We start from the raw sequence: 25,190 nt of genomic DNA, 5'->3' as shown, positions 1-25,190 counted from the left end.
CGCTGCGTTCTCTACTCCAGTGAAGCCCCGAGTGTCGCTGTAGTGGAGGAGGTCGCCGGGATGGTTCAGCCCGCAGCCGTGCGTACCGGTGGTGGTGTCGCGGTCCTTGCGCCCGGTGGAGGCGCGGAGGTCTGGAACCGGCCAGCGGTGCCAGTGCGCCGCCGGGTGTCCCAGGCGCCGGTCACCAGCCAGTGGCTCGCCGAGGCGGAGTTCGCGGATCTCGTCGACGCCGCCCTCGACGGGGACAGACGGGCGGTCGAGCACCTGCTCGGCCGCATCCAGCCGCTGATCGTGCGCTACTGCCGCGCCCGCGTCGGCGGCCGCGAGCGCACCCTGGTCTCGGCCGAGGACATCGCGCAGGAGGTCTGCGTGGCGGTGCTGGGCGCGCTGTCCAAGTACCGCTACGAGCCGGGCTCGTTCCTGGCCTTCGTCTACGGCATCGCCGCGCACAAGGTCGCCGACGCCCGCCGCAAGGCCGTGCGCAACCGCGCGGAGGTCGTCCCGGAGCTGCCGGACTGCCCGTCGCTGGACGACGGCCCCGAGCAGCACGCCGTCAACGGCGAGATGATGGCCCAGGTCACGCGTCTGCTGCACAAGCTGCCGCCCCGCCAGCGCGAGATCCTCGTGCTGCGGGTCGCGGTGGGCCTGTCGGCGGAGGAGGTGGCGCTCGCCGTCGCGTCGACGCCGGGCGCGGTGCGGGTGGCCCAGCACCGGGCGCTCACCCGGATGCGGGAGATGATCGCGGAAGAGGGATAGCCAGGTCCGAGAACGCCGCCACCAGGGCCGTCACCAGGACCAGCGCGCCGAGCACGAGCAACGCCGGGCCGCCGCCGACCGTCGCCGCCAGCGCCCCGCCGAGCACGGGCGCCAGCGGGGTCAGCACCCGCCCGGCGAACGTGGTGATGCCGTCCAGGCGGCCCATCATGTCCTCGGGCACCAGCGCGGTGAACAGCGCGGACACCGCCACGTTGATCAGCGGCGTGACCACCGCGGTGACCGCGAACGGCACGAACGGCCAGAAGACGCCGAACGGCAGCGCCATCGCGAGGGTGCAGAGCCCGAACACGACGAGCACCACGACCACGAGCCTGCCGGGGTCGAGCGAGACGCGGGGTGCGAGCAGTGAGCCGAGGACGCCGCCGATGCCGATGCCCGCGAACACCACGCCGGTGTCGAGCGCGGAGCCGCCGCGGTCGCCCACCAGCACGATCACCGGCAGCAGCGTGGCGCCGCCCAGCAGGTTGAGCACGAGGAAGACGGCCGTGAGGTTGCGCAGGCCTCGCGCGTGCCAGAGCCAGGCGGCCGCTTCGCGGAGGTCGTGCCGCATCTTCTGGCGTGGGCGTTGCCCGGCCCGTGCGGGGATCTTGGCGAACCAGGCGCAGACGGCGGCCACCGCGAACGTGATCGCGTCGACGACGAACGGCACCGAGCGGCCCGCCGCCATCAGGAGCGCGCCCAACGGGGGGCCGGCGACCCGTGCGGCGTGACCGCGTGCCTCCTCTTGTGCGTACGCGGACTTCAGCTGGTCTTTCGGCACCACGGCCTGGATGGCGGTCGTGCGTGCGGGACCGGAGAACGCGCTGCACACGCCGTCGACGACCGCCACGACGAAAAAGGCCACCATCTCGGCGCGGCCGGTGAAGACCGCCAGAGCCAGCACGGCGGCGGCGCCCGCCTGGGCCGTCTGGCTCCCCACGAGCACCGCCCGCCGGTCCCAGCGGTCCACCCACACCCCCGCCGGGGCGAGCACGAGGATCAGCGCGGCGGCCCGCACACCGCCGACCGCACCCGCCAGCAGCGGCGACCCGGTGAGCGCGAGGACCAGCAGCGGTGTCGCCAGCGCCGTGGTCGTGGTGCCGAGCTGCGACACGGCGCCACCCGCCCACAGCAGCTGGAACTGAACGTTCTTCCTGAGCGGAACCCCCACGACGGTCGTTTCTAGCGCATGAACACCGGTCGCGGATGGCAAGGTTCACGCATGGCTGATCAGGAGTACGACGTGCTGCTCACGGGCACCGTCTTCCTCGACATCATCTTCACCGGGCTGCCCCGTCCTCCGGCCGCGGGCACCGAGGTGTGGGCGGACGGGCTCGGGTCGTGTCCCGGCGGGATCGCGAACCTCGCCGTGGCGCTGCGGCGGCTCGAGCTCAGGACGGCGCTGGCGGCGGCGTTCGGCGAGGACGCCTACGGCGACTTCTGCTGGGACGTGCTGGCCGACCAGGAGGGCGTCGACCTCACCTACTGCCGGCGGTTCTACGGGTGGCACTCGCCGGTGACCGTGTCGATGGCGATGGAGCGCGACCGGTCGATGGTCACGCACGGGCACAAGTCGCCCGTCATCGCCGACGACCTCTTCAACCCGCCGCCGCCCGCGAAGGCGTGCTTCGTGCACATCCAGGCCGAGGACGAGGAGTGGGTGCGCACGGCGAAGCGGAACGGCGCGAAGCTCTTCGCCGACATCGGCTGGGACCGGACCGGGGCGTGGTCGCCGGAGCTGCTGCGCCGGCTCGACGGGTATGACGTGTTCCTCCCGAACCACGTCGAGGCGCAGGGGTACACGCGCACCGACACGCCGGAGGCCGCCGCGCGCAAGCTCGCCGAGCACGTGCCCGTGGTGGTCGTCACACGCGGCGGCGGGGGAGCGGTCGCGGTCGACAGCGCCACCGGCGAGTGCGTGGACGTGCCGGGCCTCAACGTCGCGCAGCTCGACGCGACCGGTGCCGGCGACGTGTTTGGAGCCGGGTTCGTCATGGGCACTCTGGCCGGGTGGCCGCTCGAGCACCGGGTGCGCTTCGCGAACCTGTGCGCCGCGCTGTCCGTGCAGCACTTCGGCGGATCGCTGTCGGCACCCGGCTGGGGCGACATCGCGGTGTGGTGGCGGACGGTGAGCAGGCGGCCCGACGAGGAGCTGTCGCGCTACGGGTTCCTCGACGAGGTGCTGCCCGACCACACGGGCGTCGAGGTGAGGAGGGCCAGCCCGACGATCGGTCTCCGGTTGCTCCGGTAGGTTGAAAACAGTCGATCAGCGGACGCAACCTCACGGGCCTCCCGCGCGACTTAATACGTAGGGGAAATCTCCGGGGTTGAAGTTCGGAAGGAGTTGCGGGTTGTTCGCCGCACGCGCGTCAGGCTTGGTCAAGTTGCTGGGGTTGTGCCTGACTGCGGGCGTGCTCCTCGCCGCGATGGTGTTCCCGTTCGTCGGAGGTCTCGGTCTCGCGTCCAACCGCGCCGCCGACACCGTCGACCAGACGTCGGGAGACCTCGCGAAGGGTGAGCTGCCTCTCGTCACCACGATCCAGGACATGAACGGCGAGCCGATCGCCTACCTGTACGACCAGTACCGGGTACCGCTCGACGCCAACCAGATCTCGGACACGATGAAGGCCGCGATCCTCGCGATCGAGGACAAGCGCTTCTACGAGCACCAGGGCGTCGACTGGCAGGGCATCGCCCGTGCCGCCGCCAAGGCCGGTGTCGACGGTGGCGCGACGCAGGGCGCGTCGACGCTCACCCAGCAGTACGTGAAGAACTACATGGCGTTCGTGCTCGGCGCCGACAACGAGCAGGAGGCCTGGGAGAAGGCCACCGAGGCCACGATCGGCCGCAAGATGCGCGAGGCGCGCGTCGCGCTGCAGCTCGAGCAGCAGATGACCAAGGACGAGATCCTCACCGGCTACCTGAACATCGTGCCGCTGGGCAACCAGACCTACGGTGTCGGCGCCGCCGCGAAGGCGTACTTCAAGACGACCGCCGACAAGCTGACGGTCCCGCAGGCCGCCCTGCTCGCCGCGATCGCGAACCGCCCGTCGTCGCTGAACCCCGGCGCCGCGCCCGAGAAGGCGCTGGAACGCCGCAACACGGTCATCGACAAGATGCGCGAGAACGGCGCGTTCGGCGCGGACGAGACCGAGGCCAAGGCGAAGGCCGAGGAGTACAAGGCCGCGCCGCTGGGCGTCGTCGAGGACCTGCAGATCCTGCCGAAGGGCTGCGTCGGCGCCGGTGACGGCCCGATCTACGGCTTCTTCTGCTCCTACCTGCTCGACTACCTGCGCGAGGCCGGCGTCACCGACAAGCAGCTGCAGCGCGGTGGCCTCACGATCAAGACCACGCTCGACCCGAAGGCCACCAGGGCCGCGAAGCAGTCCGCCGAGCAGCAGGTCGCGAAGACGATGAACGGCATCGCGAACGTGATGTCGGTCGTCGAGCCGGGCAAGAACAAGCACAAGGTCCGCGCCCTCGTCGCCTCCCGCGACTACGGCAACAACGCCGAGCTCGGCCAGGTCGCCCGCCCGGTGCCCGCCGAGGTCCTCCCGTTCGGCCCCGGCTCGGTGAACAAGGTCTTCACCGCCGCCGCGGCCCTGGAGAAGGGCGTCATCGGCATCGACAGGCAGATGGACGTCCCGAAGGTCTACTTCTCGAAGGTCTACCCGAACGGCGGCGCGCCGTGGAAGGTCGAGAACGCGGGCAACTACAACGACAAGATGTCGCTGACCCAGGCCCTCGCCACCTCGCCCAACACCGGCTTCGTGATGCTGCAGGAGAAGGCCGGCCTCGACAGCGTCGTGGACATGGCCTACCGCCTGGGCATGCGCGAGACCCTGCAGGGCGTCAACCGCGCCGGTGAGCCGATCAAGTCGGACAAGTCGAACGGCCCCACCCAGGGCGACTGGACGAAGCAGAACAACGCGGGCTCCTACACCCTCGGCCCCGGCGCGACGAGCGTCCTGGAGCTGTCGAACGTGGCCGCCACCATCGTCTCCGGCGGCACCTGGTGCCCGCCCACCCCGGTGGAGAAGGTCCTCGACCGCTACGGCAAGGAGATGCCGCTCAAGGAGAAGCCCTGCGAGCAGGCCGTGAACAGCGACCTGGCCGACTCCCTCGCCCAGGGCATGTCCCACGACACGAACGGCTCGGGCACGGCGGCGGCCGCGGCTTCCGCCTCCGGCTGGAACCGCCCGACCATCGGCAAGACGGGCACCACCGAAGAGCACAAGTCGGTGGCCTTCCTCGCCGCGACCCCGCAGTACGCGGGCGCCGTGATGACCTACGCCGACGGCAACCGGCCCGAGGTGATCTGCGCGAACCCGATCCGCTTCTGCCCTGGCAGCTCGCAGGGCGTCTTCGGTGGTCAGGTGGCGGCCCCGACCTGGTTCAACGCGATGAAGGTGATCCACGAGGGCCTGCCGGTGGCCCCGCTCCCGCCGGCGGCCGCGAAGTACAAGTAGGGCCGGCCGCGCGGGGGGACCTGCTCGACACGAGGGCCGTCGGACGCCAGGTGCGTCCGGCGGCCCTTTGCTGTGTGGAGGGGGCCAGTCGAGGGCGGCGAAGGGCGCGGAGAGCGCGATGGGGAACGCGCGGATCGGCGCGCAGCGGGACCGACCGAGCCCCGCTCCGCGGGCTTTCACGATAAAGCGACTGACCAGTACAAACACCGAAGACAGGCATTGGTCCAGAAGTCGTTATCAACGCCGAAACAGGCTGACTACGCTGAGTAGCAAATAGTGGGGCTCATCACGTGAACCCCCACTTCGCTTGCCTCCGCCGATGACGCGAGGTTACGTTCCCTGCCGCATGTCACGGTTCGATAACCGCGAGGACACGGACCAGCCCCCGAAGCGGTCCAGTCCGCCAGGCGCCCGAACGCCCGGCAGCGAGCACGAGTCCCGGCCCCCGAAGCCGGGCGGCGCGCGGTCGAACCCTCCCCGAGTGCATGGAGGCAGGATTTGGCACGGCATCGAGCGAAGGGCTCGCTGGTCGACGTGATCGACAGAGTGGACCTGGACCGCAAGAAGGCCGTCACGGCAGTCATCGCCGCGGGCGCACTGATCGGCGCCGGCGTCACCCAGGCGATGGCCGCGGTCACCCCGATCGACGGCATCGTTCCCGTCGCGTCCACGAAGAACCTCGCGGCTGCCATGACGGCGCAGCCCGACCCGGGTCCGCAGACGATCCACTCGCTCGACACCGGCGCGGAGACGCGCAAGCTGTTGCAGGCCGAGCAGATCCAGGCCCAGTTCCACGTCCGCGAGGCGTTGCGGTCCGCGGAGGGCGCCTACGCGCAGCGTCAGGAGGCTGCTCAGGCCGAGGCGGCGCGCATCGCCGCCGAGGAGGAGGCGCGCAAGCCCCGGTGCGTGCGGCCGGCCCGGGGGACGTTCACGTCCGGGTTCGGTGCTCGCTGGGGCACCAGCCACAACGGCGTCGACATCGCCAACGCCATCGGCACGCCGATCGTGGCGGCCATGGACGGGACGGTCGTCGAGGCCGGGCCCGCCTCCGGGTTCGGGCTGTGGGTGCGGATCCAGCACGCCGACGGCACGATCACCGTGTACGGGCACATGAACACCATCGACATCGCGCAGGGCGCCCAGGTGAAGGCCGGGCAGCAGATCGCGACGATCGGCAACCGCGGTCAGTCGACCGGGCCGCACCTGCACTTCGAGGTGTGGGTCGGCGGCTCGCAGAAGATCAACCCCGTCGGGTGGCTCGCGGAGCGCGGCGTCAGCCTTTAGCCGGTAGGCCGAGCGGGTGCAAGTGGTCGAACGGCCACGAACGGTGCCGTTATCCTCCGGCCACGCCGCCTGGTAGCCCCGCCCGGCGGCGTGGACGCGGGAGCCGCCCCTGTGATCTACCGCAGCCCACTGCCGGCGGTGACCGTTCCCGAGGTCACGGTCCCCGAGCACGTGCTGGAACACGCGCCGCACAACGACAAGGTCGCGCTCGTGGACGCCGTCACGGGCGAGGCGATCACCTACGCGGAACTCGCGGAGCAGGCCGGCCGGACGGCGAGAGGCCTTGTCCGCCAGGGGATCGGGCCCGGTGACACCGTCGCGGTCGCGAGCGCGAACCGGCCGCGGTTCGCCGTCGGGCTGCACGCCGTGATGGCGGCGGGCGCCACGGTGGCGCTCCTCAACCCCCTCCTCCCGCCGCACGAGGCCGGGAAGCTCAAGGCGCTCGCGAACGTCACCGCGACGCTCGACCTCGACGACCTCCCCGAGGGCGACGCCGAGACGCTCCCGCTCGTGGACCCGCGCAGCACGGCGGCGATCCTGTTCTCCAGCGGCACCACCGGTCTCACCAAGGCCGTGCGGCTCAGCCACCGCGCCGTCGTCGCGAACCTCGAGCAGCACCGGCCGGGGTGGCGCATCGACGGCACCGACGTGCTGGCCGCGAACCTGCCGTTCTTCCACGTCTACGGCTTCACGATCGTCCTCAACTCCGGCCTGCTCGGCGGCGCGACGCTCGTGACCATGCCCCGCAGCGACGCCGGCACGTACCTGGACCGCCTGGCCGAGCACCGCGTCACGCGGGCGTTCCTCGTGCCCCCGCTCGCCGCCGCCATCGCCGACCACGAGGACCCGCCGCCGCAACCACGTCTGAAGCTCGTGCTCTGCGGTGCCGCTCCGCTCGACGACGCGATCCGCCGGGAGGCCGAGCGCAAGCTCGGGGCGCCCGTCCGGCAGGGCTACGGGCTCACCGAGGCGGGCGGGACGCACCAGACCTTCGACGACGACCTGGAGAGCGATCCCACGAGCGTCGGCGTCCTCGCGCCCGGTACCGAGGCGCGGATCGTCGAACCCGGCACGAACTCCGACGCCGACGAGGGCGAGCTGCTCATCCGCGGCCCCCAGGTGATGGACGGCTACCTCGGCGACGAGGAGGCGACGCGCGAGGCGTTCGTGGACGGCTGGTTGCGCACCGGCGACCTCGTGCGGGTCCGCGACGGGCGGTTCCACGTCGTCGACCGGATCAAGGAGATCATCAAGTACAAGGGCTACCAGGTCGCCCCCGCGGAACTGGAAGACGTGCTGCGCAAGCACCCCGCGGTCGTGGACGCGGCGGTCGTGGGGGTTCCCGATCGTCTCTGCGGTGAAATTCCCCATGCTTTCGTCGTCATCCGAACGGATGTCACGGCGGAGGAGCTCGTGGATTTCGTGGCGGCGGAGGTGGCGACCCACAAGAAGGTGCGCCGGGTCGAGTTCGTGGCCGAGATACCGAAATCGGTGTCCGGCAAGGTTCTGCGTCGGCTCCTGAAGGAGAAAACCGCCTGACGCAAGGTTTTTCCGGCAAGTTCACGCCGGTGGAGCAGTCGGGTGGGCGAACTCCCTGTCAACGCGCAACGAATTGGCCCACACGCATGCACGAAAACAAGATATTTGTCTTGGGAATGCGTCATTGGACCCTTCCTCGCAGGTCGGTCAACGGGGATCGTCGCGAGTGGCCCCCAGTCGTCAGGAGGCGTCATGACTGTCGGAACTTCCCCTGCTGCCTTGAACTTGGCGGTCGCCCTCGAACCGGCACACCTCGAACTCGCGGAAAATCCTGTGCACATCACCCTTTCGGAGGATGTGCGGGAACGGATCGCGCGGTGCCGTGAATTCGTGCTCGAAGTGAGCGGATCCGGACGGGCGATCTACGGCGTCACAACGGGTTTCGGCCCGCTCGTCGAGTTCGAGGGCCGCGCGGACAGCGCGGGCCAGAGCGACAACACGATCATCCACCACATCGTCGGCCACGGTGAGCTGCTGCCGCCCGCCGTCGCCCGCGCCGCCGTGCTCGCCCGGCTGTTCTCGTTGGCGCAGGGGCGATCCGGGGTGTCCGAGCAGGTCGTGGCGTCGCTGATCCGCATGCTGGACACCGGGTTCGCCCCGGCGGTGCCCCGGCTCGGGTCCGTCGGCGCGAGCGGCGACCTGCAGCCGCTCGCCTACGTCGCCCACGCGTTGCGCGGCAACGGGAACGCGTTCTTCGAGGGGCGGCTCATGCCCGCCGGGGAAGCGCTCACCCGGGCGGGGCTCGAGAGGATCGCGCTGGACGGGCGGGACGCGCTCGCGCTGGTCAACGGCATCTCGGTCACCGCCGCGGCGCTCGGACTCGCCGTGGCGCAGGCGGTGCGCGCGCGGTGCACGGCGGAACTGTTGTCCGCCTTGCTGGTCGACGTCCTGGGCTGCGGCACCGAGCACACGTCGGTGGGACTGCTGGCCGCCTTCGGGCACCCGGACGTGGCGGACACCGGTGCCGCGCTGCGGACGTGGCTCGCGGGCAGCACCCCGTCGGGCGAGCGGCCGTTGCAGGAGGCCTACAGCATCCGGTGCACGCCGCAGCTGATCGGCGCGGCCGCCACCAGCGTGCGGCAGGCGGACGAGGTCGTGCGGCGCGACCTCAACGGCGTGAGCGACAACCCGCTGTTCTTCCCGGAGACCGGCGAGGTCGTGCACGGCGGCAACTTCTTCGGCCAGCCCAGCGCCTTCGCGGCCGACCAGCTCAACGTCGCGCTCGTGCAGCTGGGCAACCTGGCCGAACGGCAGCTCGACCTGCTGGTGGACCCCCGCCGCACCGGCGGGTTGCCGCCGATGCTCAGCCCGTTGCCCGGCAAGCACCACGCGCTGCAGGGCGTGCAGATCGGCGCGACCGCCACCGTCGCCGCGATGCGCAGGGCGGCCGCACCGGCGTCGGTGCAGAGCCTGCCGACCAACCTGCACAACCAGGACGTCGTCCCGTTCGGCACGCAGGCCGCCCTCACCGCGCTCGACCAGGCCCGGCTGCTGCGCTACCTGCACGCGGGGCTCGCGGTCGCGGTGCGGCAGGCCGTGCACGTCGGCGCGCGCCGGCCGCGGGCACCCCGCCTCGCGGCGGTCTTCGACCGGCTCGCGGAGGAGGTGCCGCCGATCGTGGAGGACCGGCCGCTCGACGGCACGATCGGCCGCGTCGCCGACCTGCTCGACACCGTCGCGTCCGAAGTGGAGGGTCGGCGATGAGCGCTCCCACCTGCCTGCCCTCCTGGGGTCACACCTGGGTCGACCTGCCCGTGCTGCGGCTGCCGCTGCCCGGCGTGGAACTGATCCCGTGCGACAACGGCTGCTACCAGATCCCGATCGACATCAGCGCGCCGGAGGACCCGGTCGACCGCGCCGTGCACCGGTGGTTCCTGGGCCACCACGGCGCATTCCTGGTGTGGCGGTTCCTCGGTGCTTCACTCGATCGGTTGACGCGCGAGCCCGATTCGCAGCTGGTGCGCGCCGCTGCGCTTGGATATGACGCGTACTCGGTGATGCTCGCCTATTCGGGCAGTTGTTCCCGGGAGGTGTACGACGACGTCATCAGACCGAAGATGGCGGCGTTCGACCCGGCGTTCAGCGGGCGGTGGGCTCGTGACTACGAACCACTGCCCGCTCTGCTGCGCCGGGCCCGCGCCGCGCTGGGGTCCGCGGCGGCCGAGCCGCTGTCCGCCGCGAGCAAGGCGAATCTGCTGGCGCACATGGAGGTCATGCGCGCACTCGTTCCCGACGGCCAGTCGCTGCTGCGGGAGTCGGGGAAGGCGCGCGTGCCCATCACCGACGCCGAACGAGCGCGGTTCGACGAGTTCTTCCTCGTCAGCCGGGAGAACGTGTGCGCGAGCCGCTACGCCGCACACCGCACCGCCGTCTTGTCCGCTGTCGACCAGGACCTCGCGAAACACCCACTCCGGCCCGAGTACCGCGACACACTCGGAAGACTGCTCACCCACCTATGAGAGAAGGCCGCGCGTGAACGACTTCAAGGCCGTGGTCATGACGCCGCAGATCTACCGCTACGTGCGCGAACAGGCCGGCCACCCCACCCCCGTCCAGGAGAAGCTGATCGCCCGCACCGCCGAGCTGGGCGACTCGGCGGAGATGCAGATCCCGCATGAACAGGCGGTGCTGCTGTCCCTGCTGGTCAAGCTCACGGGCGCGCAGACCGTGGTCGAGGTCGGCACCTACACCGGGTACTCCACGCTGGCGTTCGCGCAGGCGCTCCCGCCGCACGGCAAGGTCATCACCTGCGACGTCTCCGCGGAGTGGACGGCGATCGCCGAGGAGGCCTGGCAGGCGGCGGGGGTGCGCGACCGGATCGACCTGCGCATCGGCAGCGCCGCCGAGACCCTGGCGGCGATGCCGGAGGAACCGGTGGTCGACCTGGTGTTCATCGACGCGGACAAGGTCGGGTACGCCCACTACTGGGACCTGCTGGTGCCGCGGGTCCGCCAGGGCGGGCTGCTGCTCGCGGACAACACGCTCTACTACGGCGAGGCGGCCGGCGACCAGCCGGAGGGCAACGCCGCCGCGATCGACGCGTTCAACAGGTTCGTCCGCCAGGACGACCGCGTGGAGTCGGTGCTGGTGCCGATCGCGGACGGGCTGACCTTCGCGAGGAAGAAGTAGGAGGGTTGTAGGACATACCGACCGGTCGGTAGGGTGGCCTCCAGTCGCGACCTGGAGGCGTTCATGGCTCGTTGGGGAATCACGCTGCCGCTGATCAGTGTGCCGGTGCTCGAGCACCGCGCGCTGGTGTCCGAGCTCGCCGGGCTCGGCTACACGGACGTGTGGTCGGCCGAGACGACCGGGACGGACGCGTTCACGCCGCTGGCGCTCGCCGCGCAGTGGTCGTCCGAGCTGCGCTTCGGCCCGGCGATCGCGCCCGTCTACACGCGCGGGCCCGCCACCCTGGCGATGACCGCCGCGACGCTCGCCGAGGTGACCGGCGGGCGGTTCGTGCTGGGCATCGGCTCGTCCTCGCCCGCGATCGTGCAGCGCTGGAACGCGATCCCGTTCGAGGAGCCGTTCAAGCGCACGCGCGACACGCTGCGCTTCCTGAAGGCCGCGCTGGCGGGGGAGAAGGTCACCGCCGACTACGACACGTTCTCGATCAAGGGCTTCAAGCTGGAACGCCCGCCCGCCGCGAAAGTCCCGATCATGCTCGCGGCGCTGCGGCCGGGCATGCTGCGCCTGGCCGGCCGCGAGGCCGACGGCGCCATCACGAACTGGCTGGCTGCCACCGACGTGGCGCAGGTGCGGGCCGAGCTGGGCGCGGCGGAGCTCGCGGCGCGCATCTTCGTCTGCCCGACCGAGGACGCCGACGCCGCACGGGCCCTCGGCCGCATGCTCATCAGCACCTACCTGACCGTGCCGGCGTACGCGGCGTTCCACGACTGGCTGGGCCGCGGCGAGGCGCTGCGCCCGATGCACGAGGCGTGGGCGGCGGGCGACCGCAAGGCCGCGTCGAAGGCGATCCCGGACGAGGTCGTGGACGCGCTCGTCGTGCACGGCTCGCTGGAGCACTGCCGGGCGCGCGTCGCCGAGTACCAGGTCGCCGGTGTCGACACGCCGATCATCGCCCTGCTCCCGACCGGCGGCGACCAGGTCGAGCAGGTCCGCGCACTGGCACCGCGGGCCTGACCGTGCCCAGCGCGACCGAGCAGAAGATCATCGACGCGGCCGTGCGCCTGTTCGCGTCGCAGGGCTACGACGCGACCTCGGTGCAGGAGATCGTCAGGGCCGCGGAGGTGACCAAGGGCGCGCTGTACCACTACTTCCGCTCGAAGGACGACCTGCTCTTCGAGATCTACCGGCTGCTGATCACGGCCCAGTCCGCCGACATGGACCGGATCATCGCGCTGGGCCTGCCCGCGGCGGACACCGTGCGGGAGATCCTGGTGTCGCTGGTCGTCTCGACCGCGGAACGGGTCGACGAGGCGGCGGTGTTCGTCCGCGAGCTGCACCGGCTCGGGCAGGAGCGGATGGCCGACTTCCGCGCCGAGCGCAGGCGCTACCACGAGACGTTCCTCGCGGTGGTCGAGAAGGGGCAGGCGGACGGCGAGTTCAGCTCGGCCGTGCCCGCCGACACCGTGGTGCGGATCGCGATGGGCGTGGTGAACCAGCTGCCCACGTGGTTCCGGACGGACGGGGAGAAGTCGCCGGCGCGGCTGGCGGCGGAGATCGCGGACTTCGTCCTGGCCGGGCTGCGCTAGTTCGGGCACGGCCGGAGGCCGGCGGTGGGGCCTTCCACGCCGCGGAGTTCGCCGCGCCACGGCCTCGCGCCTCCGTTGCACGAGGTGCGCGGGAGGCGGAAGGGGCCGTGGGTCGTCCTGGCCGTCGCGCTGCTGGTGGCCGGCGGTGCGGCCTGGGGCGTGCCGCTCGGCAGGCCGCCACGGTGAAGCTCGTGGTCGTGGCAGCGCCTCCGGGCCCTGCGGCGTGCCGGCGATCAGGGCGTTGCGCGAGAGCATCGGGGCCGGTCGCCACCACGGGCCGCCACCGCCGCGGACCTGCTCCGCCGACGCGCCGCTCGACAGGCCGACCACGGTGGAACTCGTGGTCGCGGCAGCGCCTCCGGGCCCTGCGGCGGGTCGGCGATCACCGGCTCCTGAGGACCGCCAGCGCCTTGTCCGCGTGCGCGTTCATCGAGAACTCGCTGCGGATCACCTTGAGCACCGTGCGGTCCTCGCCGATGACGAACGTGTGCCGCTTCAGCGGGATCGGCCCGAACCGGCGGCGCACGCCGAACTGCTCCGCCACCTCGCCGTCGGCGTCGGAGAGCAGCGGGTAGTCGAAGGAGTGCTGCTCGGCGAACTGCTTCTGCGTCGCCACGTCGTCCAGCGAGATGCCGACGCGCTGCGCCCCGGCCGCGGCGAACTCGGCGGCCAGGTCGCGGAAGTGGCAGCTCTCGGCCGTGCAGCCGCGGCTCATCGCGCCGGGGTAGAAGAACAGCACGACGGGGCCGTTCTCGAGCAGTTCGGAGAGCTTGCGGTCGGTGCCGTCCTGGTCGGGCAGCGTGAAGTCGGGGGCGAGGTCGCCGGGCTCCATGGATCTCCAATACGCTCGGGCCGTGACCAGCATGTCCGACGTGGCCAAGGCCGCAGGGGTGTCCGCTGCGACCGTATCGCGCGCCCTGCGGGGCGAGCCGGGCGTGTCCGAGGCCACGAGGCAGCACGTCAGCGAGGTCGCGCGGCGGATGAAGTACGCCATCGCGCGCGATGCGTCCTCGTTGGCCGGCGGGCGCCGGTACGCGATCGCGGTGCTCACGTCCGAGGTCAGCCCCGTGCTGGCGGGCGCGGAGGGCGCGCTGCGGCAGGCGGGGTACGACGTCCTGCTCTACGTCCTCGCCGACGAGGCGTCGCGGGCGAAGTTCTTCGACGAGCTGCCGCTGGGGCGCAGGGTCGACGGCGTGCTGCTGCTCTCGATGTCGCTCACCGGCACCGAGCGGACGGCGCTCGAGTCGCTCGAGGTCCCGCACATCACCGTCGACGACACCGACCTCCGGCACGCGCTGCAGGCCGCCGTCGAGCACCTGCGCGGCCTCGGCCACCGGGACGTGGCGCTGGTGCTGTCCGACGGGGTCGACGAGTCCTACGACGGCATCCTCGCGGCGGCCGGCCTGGAAGTCCGTCCCGAGTGGACCGTCTGGTGCTCGCCCACGGTCGACGGCGGCGAGCAGGTGGTCGACGTGCTGCTCGACGGCGAACGGCTGCCGACGGCGGTGATCAGTTCCAACGGCGCGGCGGCGCTGGGGATCTTCCTGCGCATGCAGCGCGACGGCCGGGCCGTGCCCGACGAGGTGTCCATCGTCTCGCTCGACGGCCGGGAGCTCACCCGCGTGGTCGGGCTGACCGCGGTCGAGGGCGCGGCCAAGGAGCAGGGCGAACGGGCCGTTGCCGACCTGTTCACGCTGATCAGGGGCGGTCTGATCGAACCGGCCGAGCACCCGCTGCGACTGGTCGTGCGCAACTCCAGCGGGCCGGTGGCCGTAGGGTGACCGCATGCCCGCCGAAGAGCGCCTGACCGAGCTGCCCGCGCTGCCGGACACCCCCGGCTACGCCCACGCGGTGGCGGTCAGCGGCAGGCTCGCGTTCGTCTCCGGACAGGTCGCCGTCGACGCCGGCGGGTGCGTGGTCGGAGTGGACGACCTCGCCGCGCAGACCAGGCAGGCGTTGAGCAATCTTCATCACGTCATTTCCAGGTTTGGCGCGGACTGGTCGGATGTCGTGAAGTTCACGTGGTTCGTACTCGACGTGTCCGACGTGCAGACCATTCGCGACGTGCGCGACGAAATCCTGAGGCCCGCCCTCGGGGAAGTCCACAACCCCGCGAGCACCTTGGTTCAGGTCGCGGCGTTGTTCGGGCCGGAATATCTCGTCGAGGTCGAAGCCGTCGTGGCGATTCCCGAACAGGCATCGGATGTCTGAGCGAATTGACGCGGAACTCAGCTCTCGACCGGCCTGCACCCATCGGGTGACCAGGGACCATTTGCTCTGGTAATGCTGCCCGAGCTGTGACATAGCTTGTACCTGTGGAGGACTTGCTGGCGCGGTTGGCGGACGCCTGGGGCGTGGCCACGAGGTACGAAAACGCGGATCAGCAACAGGTGGTCGTCGATTCCGACGTCGTGGTGAAGATCCTCGCCCAGTTCGGCGTGGACGCGTCCACTGAGGACGCCGCCGCTCGCGCGCTCGCCGAGGCGCAGGCGCGCAGGGCGGCCGCTAAGCTGCCCCCCACCATCGTGATCCGCGAGTACGAGACCTACGACCTGCACGGGCCGGCGACGGTCGAGCTGGAGGACGGCACCTCGCTCGCGGTCGACCGGCACCTGCCGGACAGCCTGCCGCTGGGCTGGCACCGGATCGTCACGGCGGACCAGACCGTCACGCTCGCCGTCGCGCCCAAGGCGCTGCCCGAGGTGCCGCGGACGTGGGGCTGGATGCTGCAGCTCTACGCGGCGCGCTCGAAGGACTCGTGGGGGATGGGCGACTTCGCCGACCTCGCCACGATCGCCCGGCGCAGCAGCCTGGAGCTCGACGCCGGGGTCGTGCTGGTCAACCCGGTGCAGGCGCCGAGCCTCACGCACCCCGTCGAGCGGTCGCCGTACTCGCCGACCAGCCGCCGCTACGCGAACCCCCTCTACCTGCGCATCACCGACACCGCGGAGTTCCTGCAGGCCTGCCCGCGCACCCGCCAGCTCATCCGCGACCTGCGGCCGGAGAACCAGGACCTGATCGACTACGACGCGATCTGGGACGCGAAGCGGCAGGCGCTCGAACTGCTCTTCCCCGGCGGCGACGTCGAGATGGACGCCGAGCTGGCGAAGTTCGCCACCTACTGCGCGCTCGCCGAGGTGCACGGCCCCGACTGGCGGACCTGGCCCGCGGACCGCGCGCCGGCGTCCCCCGATCGGGTCGCGTTCCACGCCTGGGTCCAGCACCTGTGCACCCGCCAGCTGCAGGACGTCCGGCTCGCCGCGCACGAGGCCGGCATGGCCGTCGGCGTCATCCACGACCTCCCGGTCGGCGTCGCCCCCGGTGGCGCGGACACCTTCGCCGACCCCGACGCGTTCGCCATCGACGTCACGGTCGGCGCCCCGCCCGACGCGTTCAGCGCGGACGGCCAGGGCTGGGGCCTGCCGCCGTGGCGCCCCGACCGGCTCGCCGAGACCGGCTACCGCCCGTTCCGGCAGGTGCTGCGCAGCGTCCTGCAGCACGCCGACGGCATCCGGATCGACCACGTCGCCGGACTCTGGCGGCTGTGGTGGATCCCGCCGGGCGAGCCGCCGGCGCGCGGCACCTACGTCTACTACGACGCCGACGCGATGCTCGGCGTGCTGGCGCTCGAGGCCTACCGCGCGGGCGCCGTCGTGGTCGGCGAGGACCTCGGCACGGTCGAGCCGGTGGTCACGAAGACGTTGCAGGAGAACGGCATGCTCACGAGCGCCGTCCTCTACTTCCAGCGCGACTACTACGCCGAGGGCCACCCGCTGATCCCTCCCGCGCAGTGGAACCCGAACCAGATGGCCAGCATCTCGACCCACGACCTGCCGACCGCCGCGACGTTCTTCGCGGGGCAGGACGGTCCCGACTTCGACGAGCTGATGCGCCAGGAGGGCGTGCAGGCCGCCGACCGGGTCGAGGGCGCCCACGAACTGCTCGCGCAGGCACCCTGCGCGCTGGTCCTGACCTCCCCTCAGGACGCTCTGCGGGAAACCCGGCAGCCCAACGTGCCGGGCACGATCGACGAGCACCCGAACTGGCGGATCCCGCTGCCGGTCGTGCTGGAGGACTTCTTCCCGCGCGTCCGCGAGATCACCAGGCCGCTGCGCGGCCGTGGAAGATGAAACTTCCGCTTAACGGCAGGTCACACGCCTGCGGAGTACTGTTGGGCCGTCACCCGACGGCGGACGACGAACGTTTTGGAGGTGGCGTAGGAGATGAGCTCAGCCGTGGGCACGCGGACATCGACCGACGTGCTGGAACTGGCCGTCGAGCAGGCCCTCGCCTCGGTGAGACCGGCCGCGCTCGGCGACCCGGTGGACGGGGCACGGCACGCGGAGGAAGCACTGCGTGACGCGCTGCGGGACACGGGTCCCGTGGACGACGGGAACATGGCCCTGCGGTACGCCCTGGCGTGCGCGGAGGCCGCGAGGGAACACCTGCAGTACGGCGAGATCCAGGAAGCGCGCACTTTGCTCACGGCCGCACGTGGGCAGCTGGTCCTGGCGCACGAACGGGTGTGATGCCGGGTACGGGTTAGCCGGATAGGGTCGGCGGGTAGCTACCTGCGTGTGAGGAGCATTGTGCGACCCTGGCCTGGTACGCCCTATCCGCTAGGCGCTGGATATGACGGCGTTGGCACCAATTTCGCTTTGTTCTCCGAAGTCGCGGAGTACGTCGAGCTCTGCCTCTTCGACGAGGACGGCACCGAGACGCGCGTGAGGCTGCCGGAGGTGGACGGTTTCGTCCACCACGGCTACCTGCTGGGAGTCGGACCCGGTCAGCGGTACGGGTACCGCGTCCACGGCCCGCACGACCCCGAGCGCGGGCTTCGCTGCAACCCCAACAAGCTCCTGATCGACCCGTACGCCAAGGCCATCTCCAACGGCCTGGCGTGGGACGAAGCGCTCTACGGGTACAAGTTCGGCTCCCCGGACGAGCGCAACGACGCGGACTCCGCAGAGTTCGTGCCGAAGTCCGTGGTGGTGAACCCGTTCTTCGACTGGACGAACGACCGCTCGCCGCGCACGCCGTACCACGAAAGCGTGATCTACGAGGCGCACGTCCGCGGTCTCACCATCGACCACCCGGAGATCCCGCCGAAGCTGCGCGGCACCTACGCGGGCCTCGCGCACCCGGTGATGATCGACCACCTGCTCAAGCTCGGCGTGACCGCCGTCGAGCTGATGCCGGTGCACCAGTTCGTCAGCGACCACACGCTCGCGGAGCGGCGCCTGTCGAACTACTGGGGCTACAACACGATCGGGTTCTTCGCCCCGCACGACGCCTACGCGGCCATGCCGCTGAACCAGGTGCAGGAGTTCAAGGGCATGGTCCGCGCCCTGCACCAGGCGGGCATCGAGGTCATCCTCGACGTCGTCTACAACCACACGGCGGAGGGCAACCACCTCGGCCCGACGTTGTCGATGCGCGGCATCGACAACGAGTCGTACTACCGGCTGGTCGAGGACGACCCGAAGTTCTACATGGACTACACGGGCACCGGGAACTCGCTGAACGTGCGCAGCCCGCACACCCTGCAGCTGATCATGGACTCGCTGCGCTACTGGGTGACGGAGATGCACGTCGACGGCTTCCGGTTCGACCTCGCCGCGGCGCTGGCCCGCGAGTTCTACGACGTCGACCGGCTGGCGACCTTCTTCGAGGTCGTGCAGCAGGACCCGGTGGTCTCGCAGGTGAAGCTGATCGCCGAGCCGTGGGACGTCGGTCCCGGTGGCTACCAGGTCGGCAACTTCCCGCCTCAGTGGACGGAGTGGAACGGCAAGTACCGCGACACCGTCCGCGACTTCTGGCGCGGCGAGCCCGCGACGATGGGCGAGTTCGCCTCGCGCATCACCGGCTCGTCCGACCTCTACCAGGACGACGGCCGCCGCCCGTACGCGTCGATCAACTTCGTGACGGCGCACGACGGCTTCACGCTGAACGACCTCGTGTCCTACAACGACAAGCACAACGAGGCCAACGGCGAGGACAACCGCGACGGCGAGAGCCACAACCGCTCGTGGAACTGCGGTGAGGAGGGCCCGACCGAGAACGAGGAGGTCCTCGCGCTGCGGGCCCGGCAGCGGCGCAACCTGATGGCGACCATGCTGCTGTCGCAGGGCGTGCCGATGATCCTGCACGGCGACGAGTTCGGCCGCACGCAGAACGGCAACAACAACGCCTACTGCCAGGACAACGAGGTCTCGTGGGTCGACTGGTCGCTCGTGGAGGCCAACGCCGAGCTGGTCGACTTCACCGCCGCGGTGACGGCGTTCCGCAAGGCGCACCCGGTGTTCCGGCGCAAGCGCTTCTTCGCGGGCCGGCCGATCCGCAAGGGCGAGGAGCTGCGCGACATCGCGTGGTTCACCCCGGCGGGTGAGGAGATGACCGAGCAGAACTGGGAGGACGACTTCGGCAAGTGCATCGTCATCTTCCTCAACGGTGAGGGCATCCCGGACCTCGACTCGCGCGGCATGCGGGTCGTCGACGACTCGTTCCTGATGGCCTTCAACGCCCACTTCGAGGACATCGAGGTGACGCTGCCCGACGCCGAGTACGGTCCGGAGTGGACGGTCGTGGTCGACACGACGACCGGTCAGGTCGGCGACTCGGAGAAGCCGGTCGCGGCCGGCGAGACGCTGAACCTCACCGCGCGGTCGCTCGTCGTGCTGCGCAGGGTGGGCTGATGGGCGCGCCGTCCTCCACCTACCGCGTCCAGTTCACCCCGTCGTTCACCTTCGCCGACGCCACGGCCGTCGCGGACTACCTGGCGCGCCTGGGCGTCGGCGCGCTGTACGGCTCGCCGATGCTCGACGCGCGCGAGGGGTCGACGCACGGCTACGACGTCGTCGACCCGACCCGCGCGCGGCCGGAGCTCGGTGGCGACGCCGGGCGGGTCGCGTTGCAGGAACGCCTGGCGGAGCTGGGTCTCGGCCTGGTCGTCGACATCGTGCCCAACCACATGGTCGTGCCGAACCCGTGGTGGGAGGACGTCCTCGAGAACGGACAGGCGTCGCCTTACGCGCGGTACTTCGACATCGACTGGTCGTCGGGCAAGGTCCTGCTGCCCGTCCTCGGCGAGGACGCCGAGGACGAGGTGCACGAGCACTACCTCAAGGCGAACTGGCGGCGCGGCAACACCGAGCTCAACTACCGCCGGTTCTTCGACATCACCGAGCTCGCGGCGATCCGCGTCGAGGACCCCGAGGTCTTCGAGGCGACCCACCGCGAGGTGCTGTCGTGGGGCGTGCAGGGACTGCGCATCGACCACCCGGACGGGCTCGCCGACCCCGGCGGGTACTTCCGGCGGCTGCGCGAGCACTTCGACGGCTGGCTCGTGGTCGAGAAGATCCTCGGGCCGGACGAGGCGCTGCCGCAGAGCTGGCCGGTCGACGGCACGACCGGCTACGACGCGTTGCGCGAGATCTGCGGCGTGTTCATCGCGCCGACGGACGCGTTCGCCGGCGACTTCCACTCCGTCGAGCACTCGTCGCGGCAGCAGGTGGCCGACTCGATCCTGGTCGCCGAGGTCCGCCGGATCGCCCGGCTGGTGCAGGGCGTGCCGTTCGAGGACGCCTGCCAGGCCGTCGCCGAGGTGATGGTCAACTTCCCGGTGTACCGCTCGTACCTCCCCGAGGGCGCGGCGCACTGGGAGACGGCGGTGAAGCTGAGCAAGTCGTCCGCCGTGCGCGCGCTGGACGAGCAGGTCCGCGCGGACCCGCACGGCGAACTGGCCACGCGGATCCAGCAGACGTCCGGCATGGTCGTCGCGAAGGGCACCGAGGACACCGCGTTCTACCGGTACACGAACTTCGTGGCGCTCAACGAGGTCGGCGGCTCGCCGGACAGGTTCGGCCTGCCGGTGGAGGAGTTCCACCGGCGCGCGGCGACGCGCGAGTCCGGTGAACCGCAGGCCATGACGGCGTTGTCGACGCACGACACCAAGCGGTCGGAGGACGTGCGGGCCCGGCTCGCCGTCCTCGCGGAGATCCCGGACGAGTACCTGGCGTTCGAGTCGGCGATGAGCGAGCGGCACGGCCTGTCCGAGCCGACGCTCAACCGGCTCGCCTGGCAGTCGGTGGTCGGCGCGTGGCCGCTCACCGAGGACCGGCTCGGCCAGTACCTCGAGAAGGCGTCGCGGGAAGCGAAGATCAAGACCTCCTGGGTCGACCGGGACGCCGAGTTCGACGCCGAGGTCGCCGCGTGGCCCGCCAAGGTGCTCGACGAGCCCGAGGTCGCCACGTTCGCCGAGCGGATCAAGGCGCCCGGCTGGTCGAACTCGCTGGGGCAGAAGCTGGTCCAGCTCACCGCTCCGGGGGTGCCGGACATCTACCAGGGCACCGAGCTCTGGGACTTCTCGCTCGTGGACCCGGACAACCGCCGCGCCGTCGACTACGCCGAGCGGCGCGCGCTGCTCGAGCGCATCGAGTCGGGCTGGCTGCCCGAGGTCGACGAGTCGGGCGCGGCGAAGCTCCTGGTGGTGCACAAGGCGTTGCAGGTGCGCAAGCGGGGCCTGCGCGGCTACCGGGCGCTGCACGCCGAGGGGCCGGCCGCGGAGCACGTGCTGGCGTTCGAGCGCGGTGACGTGATCACCGTGGCGACCAGGCTGCCCGTGGCGCTGGCGCAGAAGGGCTGGCAGGACACGGTTCTGCCGCTGCCCGGTTCGAGCAGGCGGGGCGGGGGGTGGACGGACGTGCTGACCGGCCGCCCGGCCGCGCAGGACCTGGCGTCGCTGCTCGACCGCTATCCGGTGGCACTGCTCGTGCGGGGGGATCAGTGAGTTTCTCGGTCTGGGCACCGGCTCTCGAGTCGGTGCAGGTCCGCGTGGACGGCGTCGACCACGAGATGAAGCGCGACGGCGAGTGGTGGCGCTCCGACGCCGAGGGGACGGACTACGCGTTCGTCGTCGACGGCCAGGCGTACCCGGACCCGCGGTCGCTGTGGCAGCCGAACGGCGTGCACGAGGCCTCCCGGGTCTACCGGCACGACTTCGAGTGGTCCGACGCGGGCTGGACGGGCCGGGCCCTGCCGGGCGGTGTGATCTACGAGCTGCACATCGGCACGTTCACCCGCGAGGGCACGTTCGACGCCGCCATCGGCAAGCTCGACCACCTCGTCGACCTCGGCATCACGTTCGTCGAGGTCATGCCGGTCAACAGCTTCGACGGCGTCGAGGGCTGGGGCTACGACGGCGTCCTCTGGGGCGCCGTGCACGAGCCCTACGGCGGGCCGGACGGGTTCAAGCGGTTCGTCGACGCCTGCCACGCCCGAGGGCTCGCCGTGCTGCTCGACGTGGTCTACAACCACCTCGGGCCGTCCGGCGCGTACCTGGACAAGTTCGGGCCGTACTTCGCCGGTCGCAACGACTGGGGACCCGGCCTGAACCTCGACGGGGCCGGGTCGGACGAGGTGCGCCGGTACGTCGTCGACAACGCGCTGCAGTGGCTGCGCGACTTCCACGTGGACGGGCTGCGGCTCGACGCCGTGCACGCCCTGTCCGACCACCGCGCGGTGCACGTCCTCGAGCAGATGTCCGTCGAGGTGGACGCGCTCTCGGCGGGGCTGGGCCGCCCGCTCAGCCTGATCGCCGAGTCCGACCTCAACGACGCCAGGCTCGTGACGGCGCGGGAGGGCGGGGGCTACGGGCTGCAGGCGCAGTGGTCCGACGACCTGCACCACGCCCTGCACGTCGCGCTCACGGGCGAGACCTCCGGCTACTACGAGGACTTCGCGGCGCCGGACGCGGTGCGCAAGACGCTGGAGAGGACGTTCTTCCACGACGGCACCTGGTCGTCGTTCCGGGGCAGGCACCACGGCAAGCCCGTCGACACCGCCGTGGTCCCCGGCCACCGCTTCCTGGCCTACACGCAGAACCACGACCAGATCGGCAACCGCGCCACCGGCGACCGGCTGACGGCGTCGGTCTCGACGGGGAAGCTGGTGTGCGCGGCGGCGATCGTGCTGTGCTCCCCGTACACGCCGATGATCTTCATGGGGGAGGAGTGGGCCGCCTCCACCCCGTGGCAGTTCTTCGCCTCGTTCCCCGACCCCGGACTGGCCGAGGCCGTCCGGACCGGCCGGCGCCGGGAGTTCTCCCGGCACGGATGGGGCGAATCGGATGTTCCGGACCCCATGTCACCGCAGACCGTCGAGAACTCGCGGCTGAGGTGGGAGGAGGCCCGTGAAGGTGATCACGCGGTCGTCCTGGACACGTACCGCGCCCTGATCGCGTTGCGGCGCTCCCGCCCGGAGCTGGCCGACCCGCGGTTGGACAGGTTCGTGGTGGAGCAGGACGGGGCGTGCTTCGTGCTGCACCGCGGCGCTACCCGCGTGGTGGTGAACCTCGGCACGACGCCCGTCCCGCTGCCTCAGGGCGACGTGCTGCTTACCTCCTCGGCGAATCCGTCGTCGCTCTCACCGGAGTCGTTCGCGGTCGTCGCGTCGACGTGATCCCACAGCACCTGGTCGGCCAGATTCACCGGCCGGCCCAGGTGCGCGTGCACGAACGCCGTCACCAGCCGGTCGGCGGCGACGTGCAGCTTGATGTTGTGGTGCTGGGAGATGTGGACCAGCAGCTGGAAAGCCTGCTGGGGTGTGCAGGGTTTGCGTGCGGCGATCAGGCCTGAGGCCTGCCCGATGACAGTCCGGGACACCAGAGCTTTGCGCAGCCCCGCTACCTCGGCCTCGAGGGCGGTGATTCTCGCGGACGACACCGCCGGCTCCTTTCAGGTCGTCATGGTCACAGCGGCATGCCGGTGTGACGACGACTGCTCTGGAGCGCATTGCGAAGGGCGGGCACACCCAGAGCAAGCCGTCACATCGGCTTGCGGCTGGGTTCTCAACCGCGAGTGATCACCTTATCAACTGTTTCAGACCGTGCTCGCCGGGTAACCGGTCCTCGTAGCCGATCGCCAGTGAAGGAGCCTGATCCATGGGTGCCGACGAGAAGTTCGCCAACAAGGCAGAAGAGCTCAAGGGCCGCGCCAAGGAAGCTGTCGGTGACGCCACGGACAACCAGCAGTGGCAGGCCGAGGGCCGTGCCGAGCGCGCCAAGGGCGCCTTGAAGCAGGCCGGCGAGAAGGTCAAGGATGCCTTCCGCTCGGACAGGTAAGAGCACTTCCACCGCCCAGTTCGTCCCCTCGGGGAAGGACTGGGCGGTTCTGCGTTCCGCGGCCGCCGGCTGCCGAGGCTGCGACCTGCACCGCGACGCCACGCAGACCGTGTTCGGCGAGGGCCCCGTGCCGGCCCGCCTGATGATGGTCGGCGAGTGCCCCGGCGACCGCGAGGACACCAACGGCCACGTGTTCGTGGGTCCGGCGGGGCGACTGCTCGACAAGGCGCTGGCGGCGGCGGGGATCGACCGGTCGAAGACCTACCTGACCAACGCCGTGAAGCACTTCCGGTTCACCGAGCGCGGCAAGCGCAGGATCCACCAGACGCCCCGGCGGAGCGAGGTGGTGGCGTGCTTCCCGTGGCTCGAGGAGGAGATCCGGGTCGTCGCGCCGCGGCTCGTGGTCTGCCTGGGAGCGGTGGCGGCGAAGGCGGTGCTGGGGCCGTCGTTCAAGCTGACCGAGCACCGCGGCGAGGTGCTGGAGCACGACGTGCCCCGGGTCGGAGCGCTCCGGGTCGGGGTGACGGTGCACCCGTCGGCCGTGGTGCGGGCCGAGGACTTCACCGGAGCTTTCGACGCGTTCGTGGCCGACCTGAAGGCGTTGAAGAAAACGCGCTGAAACGGGACAACCCCCGGACGACTCCTGCTCTCGCAGGCCGAGCGGGACCAGCGCTCGAAGTCCGGGGGTCGGGTGGCTGCCTTGGTTTACGACTAGGCGTCACCAAAGGCGGTCCTAGCGGACAGCCACCTCACGAGTCCTGTAGCTATACAACTTCGGACCACCTCCTCTCTTGTGTACTTCGAACCTATGCCTCGTTCGCCGGTGCTCGCAACGGACTTTTCTCACGCCGTCCGGCTTGCGGTTTTCGCGTAGAATCCGCGGGCATGGTGCGCATCCCACTGACGTCGCTGGAACGGGAGCGCGGCAGGCGGCTCGGTCAGCTGCTCCGGGACGCCCGCGGCGAGGAGAGCATGGTCGAGATCGCGGCCCGCGCCGGGTTGTCCGCCGAGACCGTGCGCAAGATCGAGACCGGACGCGCGCCCACACCGTCGTTCTTCACGATCGCCGCACTGGCGGGAGCGCTCGGCATCTCGCTCGACTCGATCACCGAACTGCTGGCCCCGCAGAGCCGGTCCGCCTAGGGCGTGTCCCGTGGGTCCGTTCGAGGAGAGTCACGGTCGAGCGTCCCGGAGGCGGTGCCGCCGCGGCGCCCTCGTACCGGGCGCATTCAGGCGTTGCGGCGGTGCCGTCTCCGGGGCCCTCGGTCGCGACTATCGCGGACGAGACCCGCGGGACAGGCCCTGGGG

General features: G+C 70.9%; 23 protein-coding genes. 20 read left to right on the top strand and 3 right to left on the bottom strand.

Features of this window, described 5'->3' with window-relative positions:
* Window positions 1–147 precede the first annotated feature (147 nt).
* Window positions 148–756 (top strand): RNA polymerase sigma factor ShbA, encoded by a 609-nt coding sequence (gene shbA / locus ACFWGZ_RS12125; RefSeq protein ID WP_382451507.1) that lies wholly within the window; start codon window positions 148–150, stop codon window positions 754–756.
* Here the strand turns inward: shbA and ACFWGZ_RS12120 are convergent.
* The gene (locus ACFWGZ_RS12120; protein ID WP_382451506.1) at window positions 719–1,927 is read right to left on the bottom strand and encodes an MFS transporter; all 1,209 of its coding nucleotides are present in this window, start codon (window positions 1,925–1,927) and stop codon (window positions 719–721) included. The two genes, shbA and ACFWGZ_RS12120, sit on opposite strands and share 38 nt — an antisense overlap.
* A gap of 51 nt (window positions 1,928–1,978) precedes the next feature.
* Here ACFWGZ_RS12120 and ACFWGZ_RS12115 point away from each other — a divergent pair, with 51 nt between their 5' ends.
* From ACFWGZ_RS12115 to ACFWGZ_RS12075, 9 genes are all read left to right on the top strand, one after another.
* Window positions 1,979–3,007, top strand: coding sequence for a carbohydrate kinase family protein (locus tag ACFWGZ_RS12115; RefSeq protein WP_382451505.1), 1,029 nt, complete (start codon window positions 1,979–1,981; stop codon window positions 3,005–3,007).
* 124 nt (window positions 3,008–3,131) lie between these two features.
* Window positions 3,132–5,225, top strand: a complete 2,094-nt coding sequence (locus ACFWGZ_RS12110) for a transglycosylase domain-containing protein (RefSeq protein WP_382451504.1) — start codon at window positions 3,132–3,134, stop codon at window positions 5,223–5,225.
* Between the two features lie 534 nt (window positions 5,226–5,759).
* A complete protein-coding gene (locus ACFWGZ_RS12105) occupies window positions 5,760–6,509 on the top strand; it encodes a M23 family metallopeptidase (protein ID WP_382451503.1) in 750 nt (249 codons plus the stop codon).
* 111 nt (window positions 6,510–6,620) lie between these two features.
* A complete protein-coding gene (locus tag ACFWGZ_RS12100; RefSeq protein ID WP_382451502.1) occupies window positions 6,621–8,048 on the top strand; it encodes an AMP-binding protein in 1,428 nt (475 codons plus the stop codon).
* A 192-nt stretch (window positions 8,049–8,240) separates the two neighbouring features.
* Window positions 8,241–9,752, top strand: coding sequence for a histidine ammonia-lyase (gene hutH / locus ACFWGZ_RS12095; protein ID WP_382451501.1), 1,512 nt, complete (start codon window positions 8,241–8,243; stop codon window positions 9,750–9,752).
* Entirely contained in the window at window positions 9,749–10,507 is a 759-nt protein-coding gene (locus ACFWGZ_RS12090) for an L-tyrosine 3-hydroxylase (protein WP_382451500.1), read from the top strand. The genes hutH and ACFWGZ_RS12090 overlap by 4 nt, the downstream gene beginning before the upstream one ends.
* A gap of 13 nt (window positions 10,508–10,520) precedes the next feature.
* Complete coding sequence (locus tag ACFWGZ_RS12085) at window positions 10,521–11,177, top strand: O-methyltransferase (protein ID WP_382451499.1); 657 nt, start codon at window positions 10,521–10,523, stop codon at window positions 11,175–11,177.
* 63 nt (window positions 11,178–11,240) lie between these two features.
* Window positions 11,241–12,191, top strand: a complete 951-nt coding sequence (locus tag ACFWGZ_RS12080; RefSeq protein ID WP_382451498.1) for an LLM class F420-dependent oxidoreductase — start codon at window positions 11,241–11,243, stop codon at window positions 12,189–12,191.
* Between the two features lie 2 nt (window positions 12,192–12,193).
* Window positions 12,194–12,763 carry a TetR/AcrR family transcriptional regulator gene (locus ACFWGZ_RS12075; RefSeq protein ID WP_382451497.1) on the top strand — a complete coding sequence of 190 codons (570 nt, stop codon included), beginning with the start codon at window positions 12,194–12,196 and terminating at the stop codon, window positions 12,761–12,763.
* 382 nt (window positions 12,764–13,145) lie between these two features.
* On the opposite strand, the gene ACFWGZ_RS12070 is transcribed toward ACFWGZ_RS12075, so the two are convergent.
* Window positions 13,146–13,595 carry a peroxiredoxin gene (locus ACFWGZ_RS12070; RefSeq protein ID WP_382451496.1) on the bottom strand — a complete coding sequence of 150 codons (450 nt, stop codon included), beginning with the start codon at window positions 13,593–13,595 and terminating at the stop codon, window positions 13,146–13,148.
* A 31-nt stretch (window positions 13,596–13,626) separates the two neighbouring features.
* Between ACFWGZ_RS12070 and ACFWGZ_RS12065 the strand changes: the two genes are divergently transcribed.
* The 7 genes from ACFWGZ_RS12065 to treZ all read left to right on the top strand — a co-directional run bounded on the left by ACFWGZ_RS12065 (window position 13,627) and on the right by treZ (window position 23,221).
* Window positions 13,627–14,544: a LacI family DNA-binding transcriptional regulator gene (locus ACFWGZ_RS12065; RefSeq protein ID WP_382451528.1), complete on the top strand. Its 918-nt coding sequence runs from the start codon at window positions 13,627–13,629 to the stop codon at window positions 14,542–14,544.
* A 4-nt stretch (window positions 14,545–14,548) separates the two neighbouring features.
* A complete protein-coding gene (locus ACFWGZ_RS12060; RefSeq protein WP_382451495.1) occupies window positions 14,549–14,974 on the top strand; it encodes a RidA family protein in 426 nt (141 codons plus the stop codon).
* A gap of 104 nt (window positions 14,975–15,078) precedes the next feature.
* On the top strand, window positions 15,079–16,893 hold the full coding sequence (locus ACFWGZ_RS12055) for a 4-alpha-glucanotransferase (protein ID WP_382451494.1): 1,815 nt from the start codon (window positions 15,079–15,081) through the stop codon (window positions 16,891–16,893).
* A 93-nt stretch (window positions 16,894–16,986) separates the two neighbouring features.
* A complete protein-coding gene (locus ACFWGZ_RS12050) occupies window positions 16,987–17,292 on the top strand; it encodes a hypothetical protein (protein WP_382451493.1) in 306 nt (101 codons plus the stop codon).
* Window positions 17,293–17,352: 60 nt separating this feature from the next.
* Window positions 17,353–19,458 (top strand): glycogen debranching protein GlgX, encoded by a 2,106-nt coding sequence (glgX, locus tag ACFWGZ_RS12045; RefSeq protein WP_382451492.1) that lies wholly within the window; start codon window positions 17,353–17,355, stop codon window positions 19,456–19,458.
* Window positions 19,458–21,551, top strand: a complete 2,094-nt coding sequence (treY, locus tag ACFWGZ_RS12040) for a malto-oligosyltrehalose synthase (protein ID WP_382451491.1) — start codon at window positions 19,458–19,460, stop codon at window positions 21,549–21,551. The genes glgX and treY overlap by 1 nt, the downstream gene beginning before the upstream one ends.
* Window positions 21,548–23,221, top strand: a complete 1,674-nt coding sequence (treZ, locus tag ACFWGZ_RS12035) for a malto-oligosyltrehalose trehalohydrolase (RefSeq protein ID WP_382451490.1) — start codon at window positions 21,548–21,550, stop codon at window positions 23,219–23,221. The genes treY and treZ overlap by 4 nt, the downstream gene beginning before the upstream one ends.
* Here the strand turns inward: treZ and ACFWGZ_RS12030 are convergent.
* Entirely contained in the window at window positions 23,140–23,484 is a 345-nt protein-coding gene (locus ACFWGZ_RS12030) for an ANTAR domain-containing protein (protein WP_382451489.1), read from the bottom strand. The genes treZ and ACFWGZ_RS12030 overlap by 82 nt on opposite strands.
* Window positions 23,485–23,702: 218 nt before the next feature.
* On the opposite strand from ACFWGZ_RS12030, the gene ACFWGZ_RS12025 reads away from it, so the two are divergent.
* From ACFWGZ_RS12025 to ACFWGZ_RS12015, 3 genes are all read left to right on the top strand, one after another.
* Entirely contained in the window at window positions 23,703–23,882 is a 180-nt protein-coding gene (locus ACFWGZ_RS12025) for a CsbD family protein (protein ID WP_382451488.1), read from the top strand.
* Entirely contained in the window at window positions 23,860–24,501 is a 642-nt protein-coding gene (locus ACFWGZ_RS12020; RefSeq protein WP_382451487.1) for a UdgX family uracil-DNA binding protein, read from the top strand. Before ACFWGZ_RS12025 ends, ACFWGZ_RS12020 begins: the two co-directional genes overlap by 23 nt.
* Window positions 24,502–24,767: 266 nt before the next feature.
* Window positions 24,768–25,025, top strand: coding sequence for a helix-turn-helix transcriptional regulator (locus ACFWGZ_RS12015; RefSeq protein ID WP_325521476.1), 258 nt, complete (start codon window positions 24,768–24,770; stop codon window positions 25,023–25,025).
* Window positions 25,026–25,190 lie beyond the last annotated feature (165 nt).

This window comes from Lentzea sp. NPDC060358 (assembly GCF_042725365.1).
Taxonomy (GTDB): domain Bacteria; phylum Actinomycetota; class Actinomycetes; order Mycobacteriales; family Pseudonocardiaceae; genus Lentzea.
The sequence above is the reverse complement of the archived record's forward strand: the minus strand, read 5'-3'. Positions and strand labels throughout refer to the sequence as shown.

Coding starts and splice junctions, on each gene's coding strand:
- ACFWGZ_RS12115 (WP_382451505.1), top strand. CDS start 1,979: ATGGCTGATCAGGAGTACGACGTGCTGCTCACGGGCACCGTCTTCCTC.
- hutH (WP_382451501.1), top strand. CDS start 8,241: ATGACTGTCGGAACTTCCCCTGCTGCCTTGAACTTGGCGGTCGCCCTC.
- ACFWGZ_RS12090 (WP_382451500.1), top strand. CDS start 9,749: ATGAGCGCTCCCACCTGCCTGCCCTCCTGGGGTCACACCTGGGTCGAC.
- ACFWGZ_RS12080 (WP_382451498.1), top strand. CDS start 11,241: ATGGCTCGTTGGGGAATCACGCTGCCGCTGATCAGTGTGCCGGTGCTC.
- ACFWGZ_RS12070 (WP_382451496.1), bottom strand. CDS start 13,595: ATGGAGCCCGGCGACCTCGCCCCCGACTTCACGCTGCCCGACCAGGAC.
- ACFWGZ_RS12065 (WP_382451528.1), top strand. CDS start 13,627: ATGTCCGACGTGGCCAAGGCCGCAGGGGTGTCCGCTGCGACCGTATCG.
- ACFWGZ_RS12060 (WP_382451495.1), top strand. CDS start 14,549: ATGCCCGCCGAAGAGCGCCTGACCGAGCTGCCCGCGCTGCCGGACACC.
- ACFWGZ_RS12050 (WP_382451493.1), top strand. CDS start 16,987: ATGAGCTCAGCCGTGGGCACGCGGACATCGACCGACGTGCTGGAACTG.
- treY (WP_382451491.1), top strand. CDS start 19,458: ATGGGCGCGCCGTCCTCCACCTACCGCGTCCAGTTCACCCCGTCGTTC.
- ACFWGZ_RS12025 (WP_382451488.1), top strand. CDS start 23,703: ATGGGTGCCGACGAGAAGTTCGCCAACAAGGCAGAAGAGCTCAAGGGC.
- ACFWGZ_RS12020 (WP_382451487.1), top strand. CDS start 23,860: ATGCCTTCCGCTCGGACAGGTAAGAGCACTTCCACCGCCCAGTTCGTC.
- ACFWGZ_RS12015 (WP_325521476.1), top strand. CDS start 24,768: ATGGTGCGCATCCCACTGACGTCGCTGGAACGGGAGCGCGGCAGGCGG.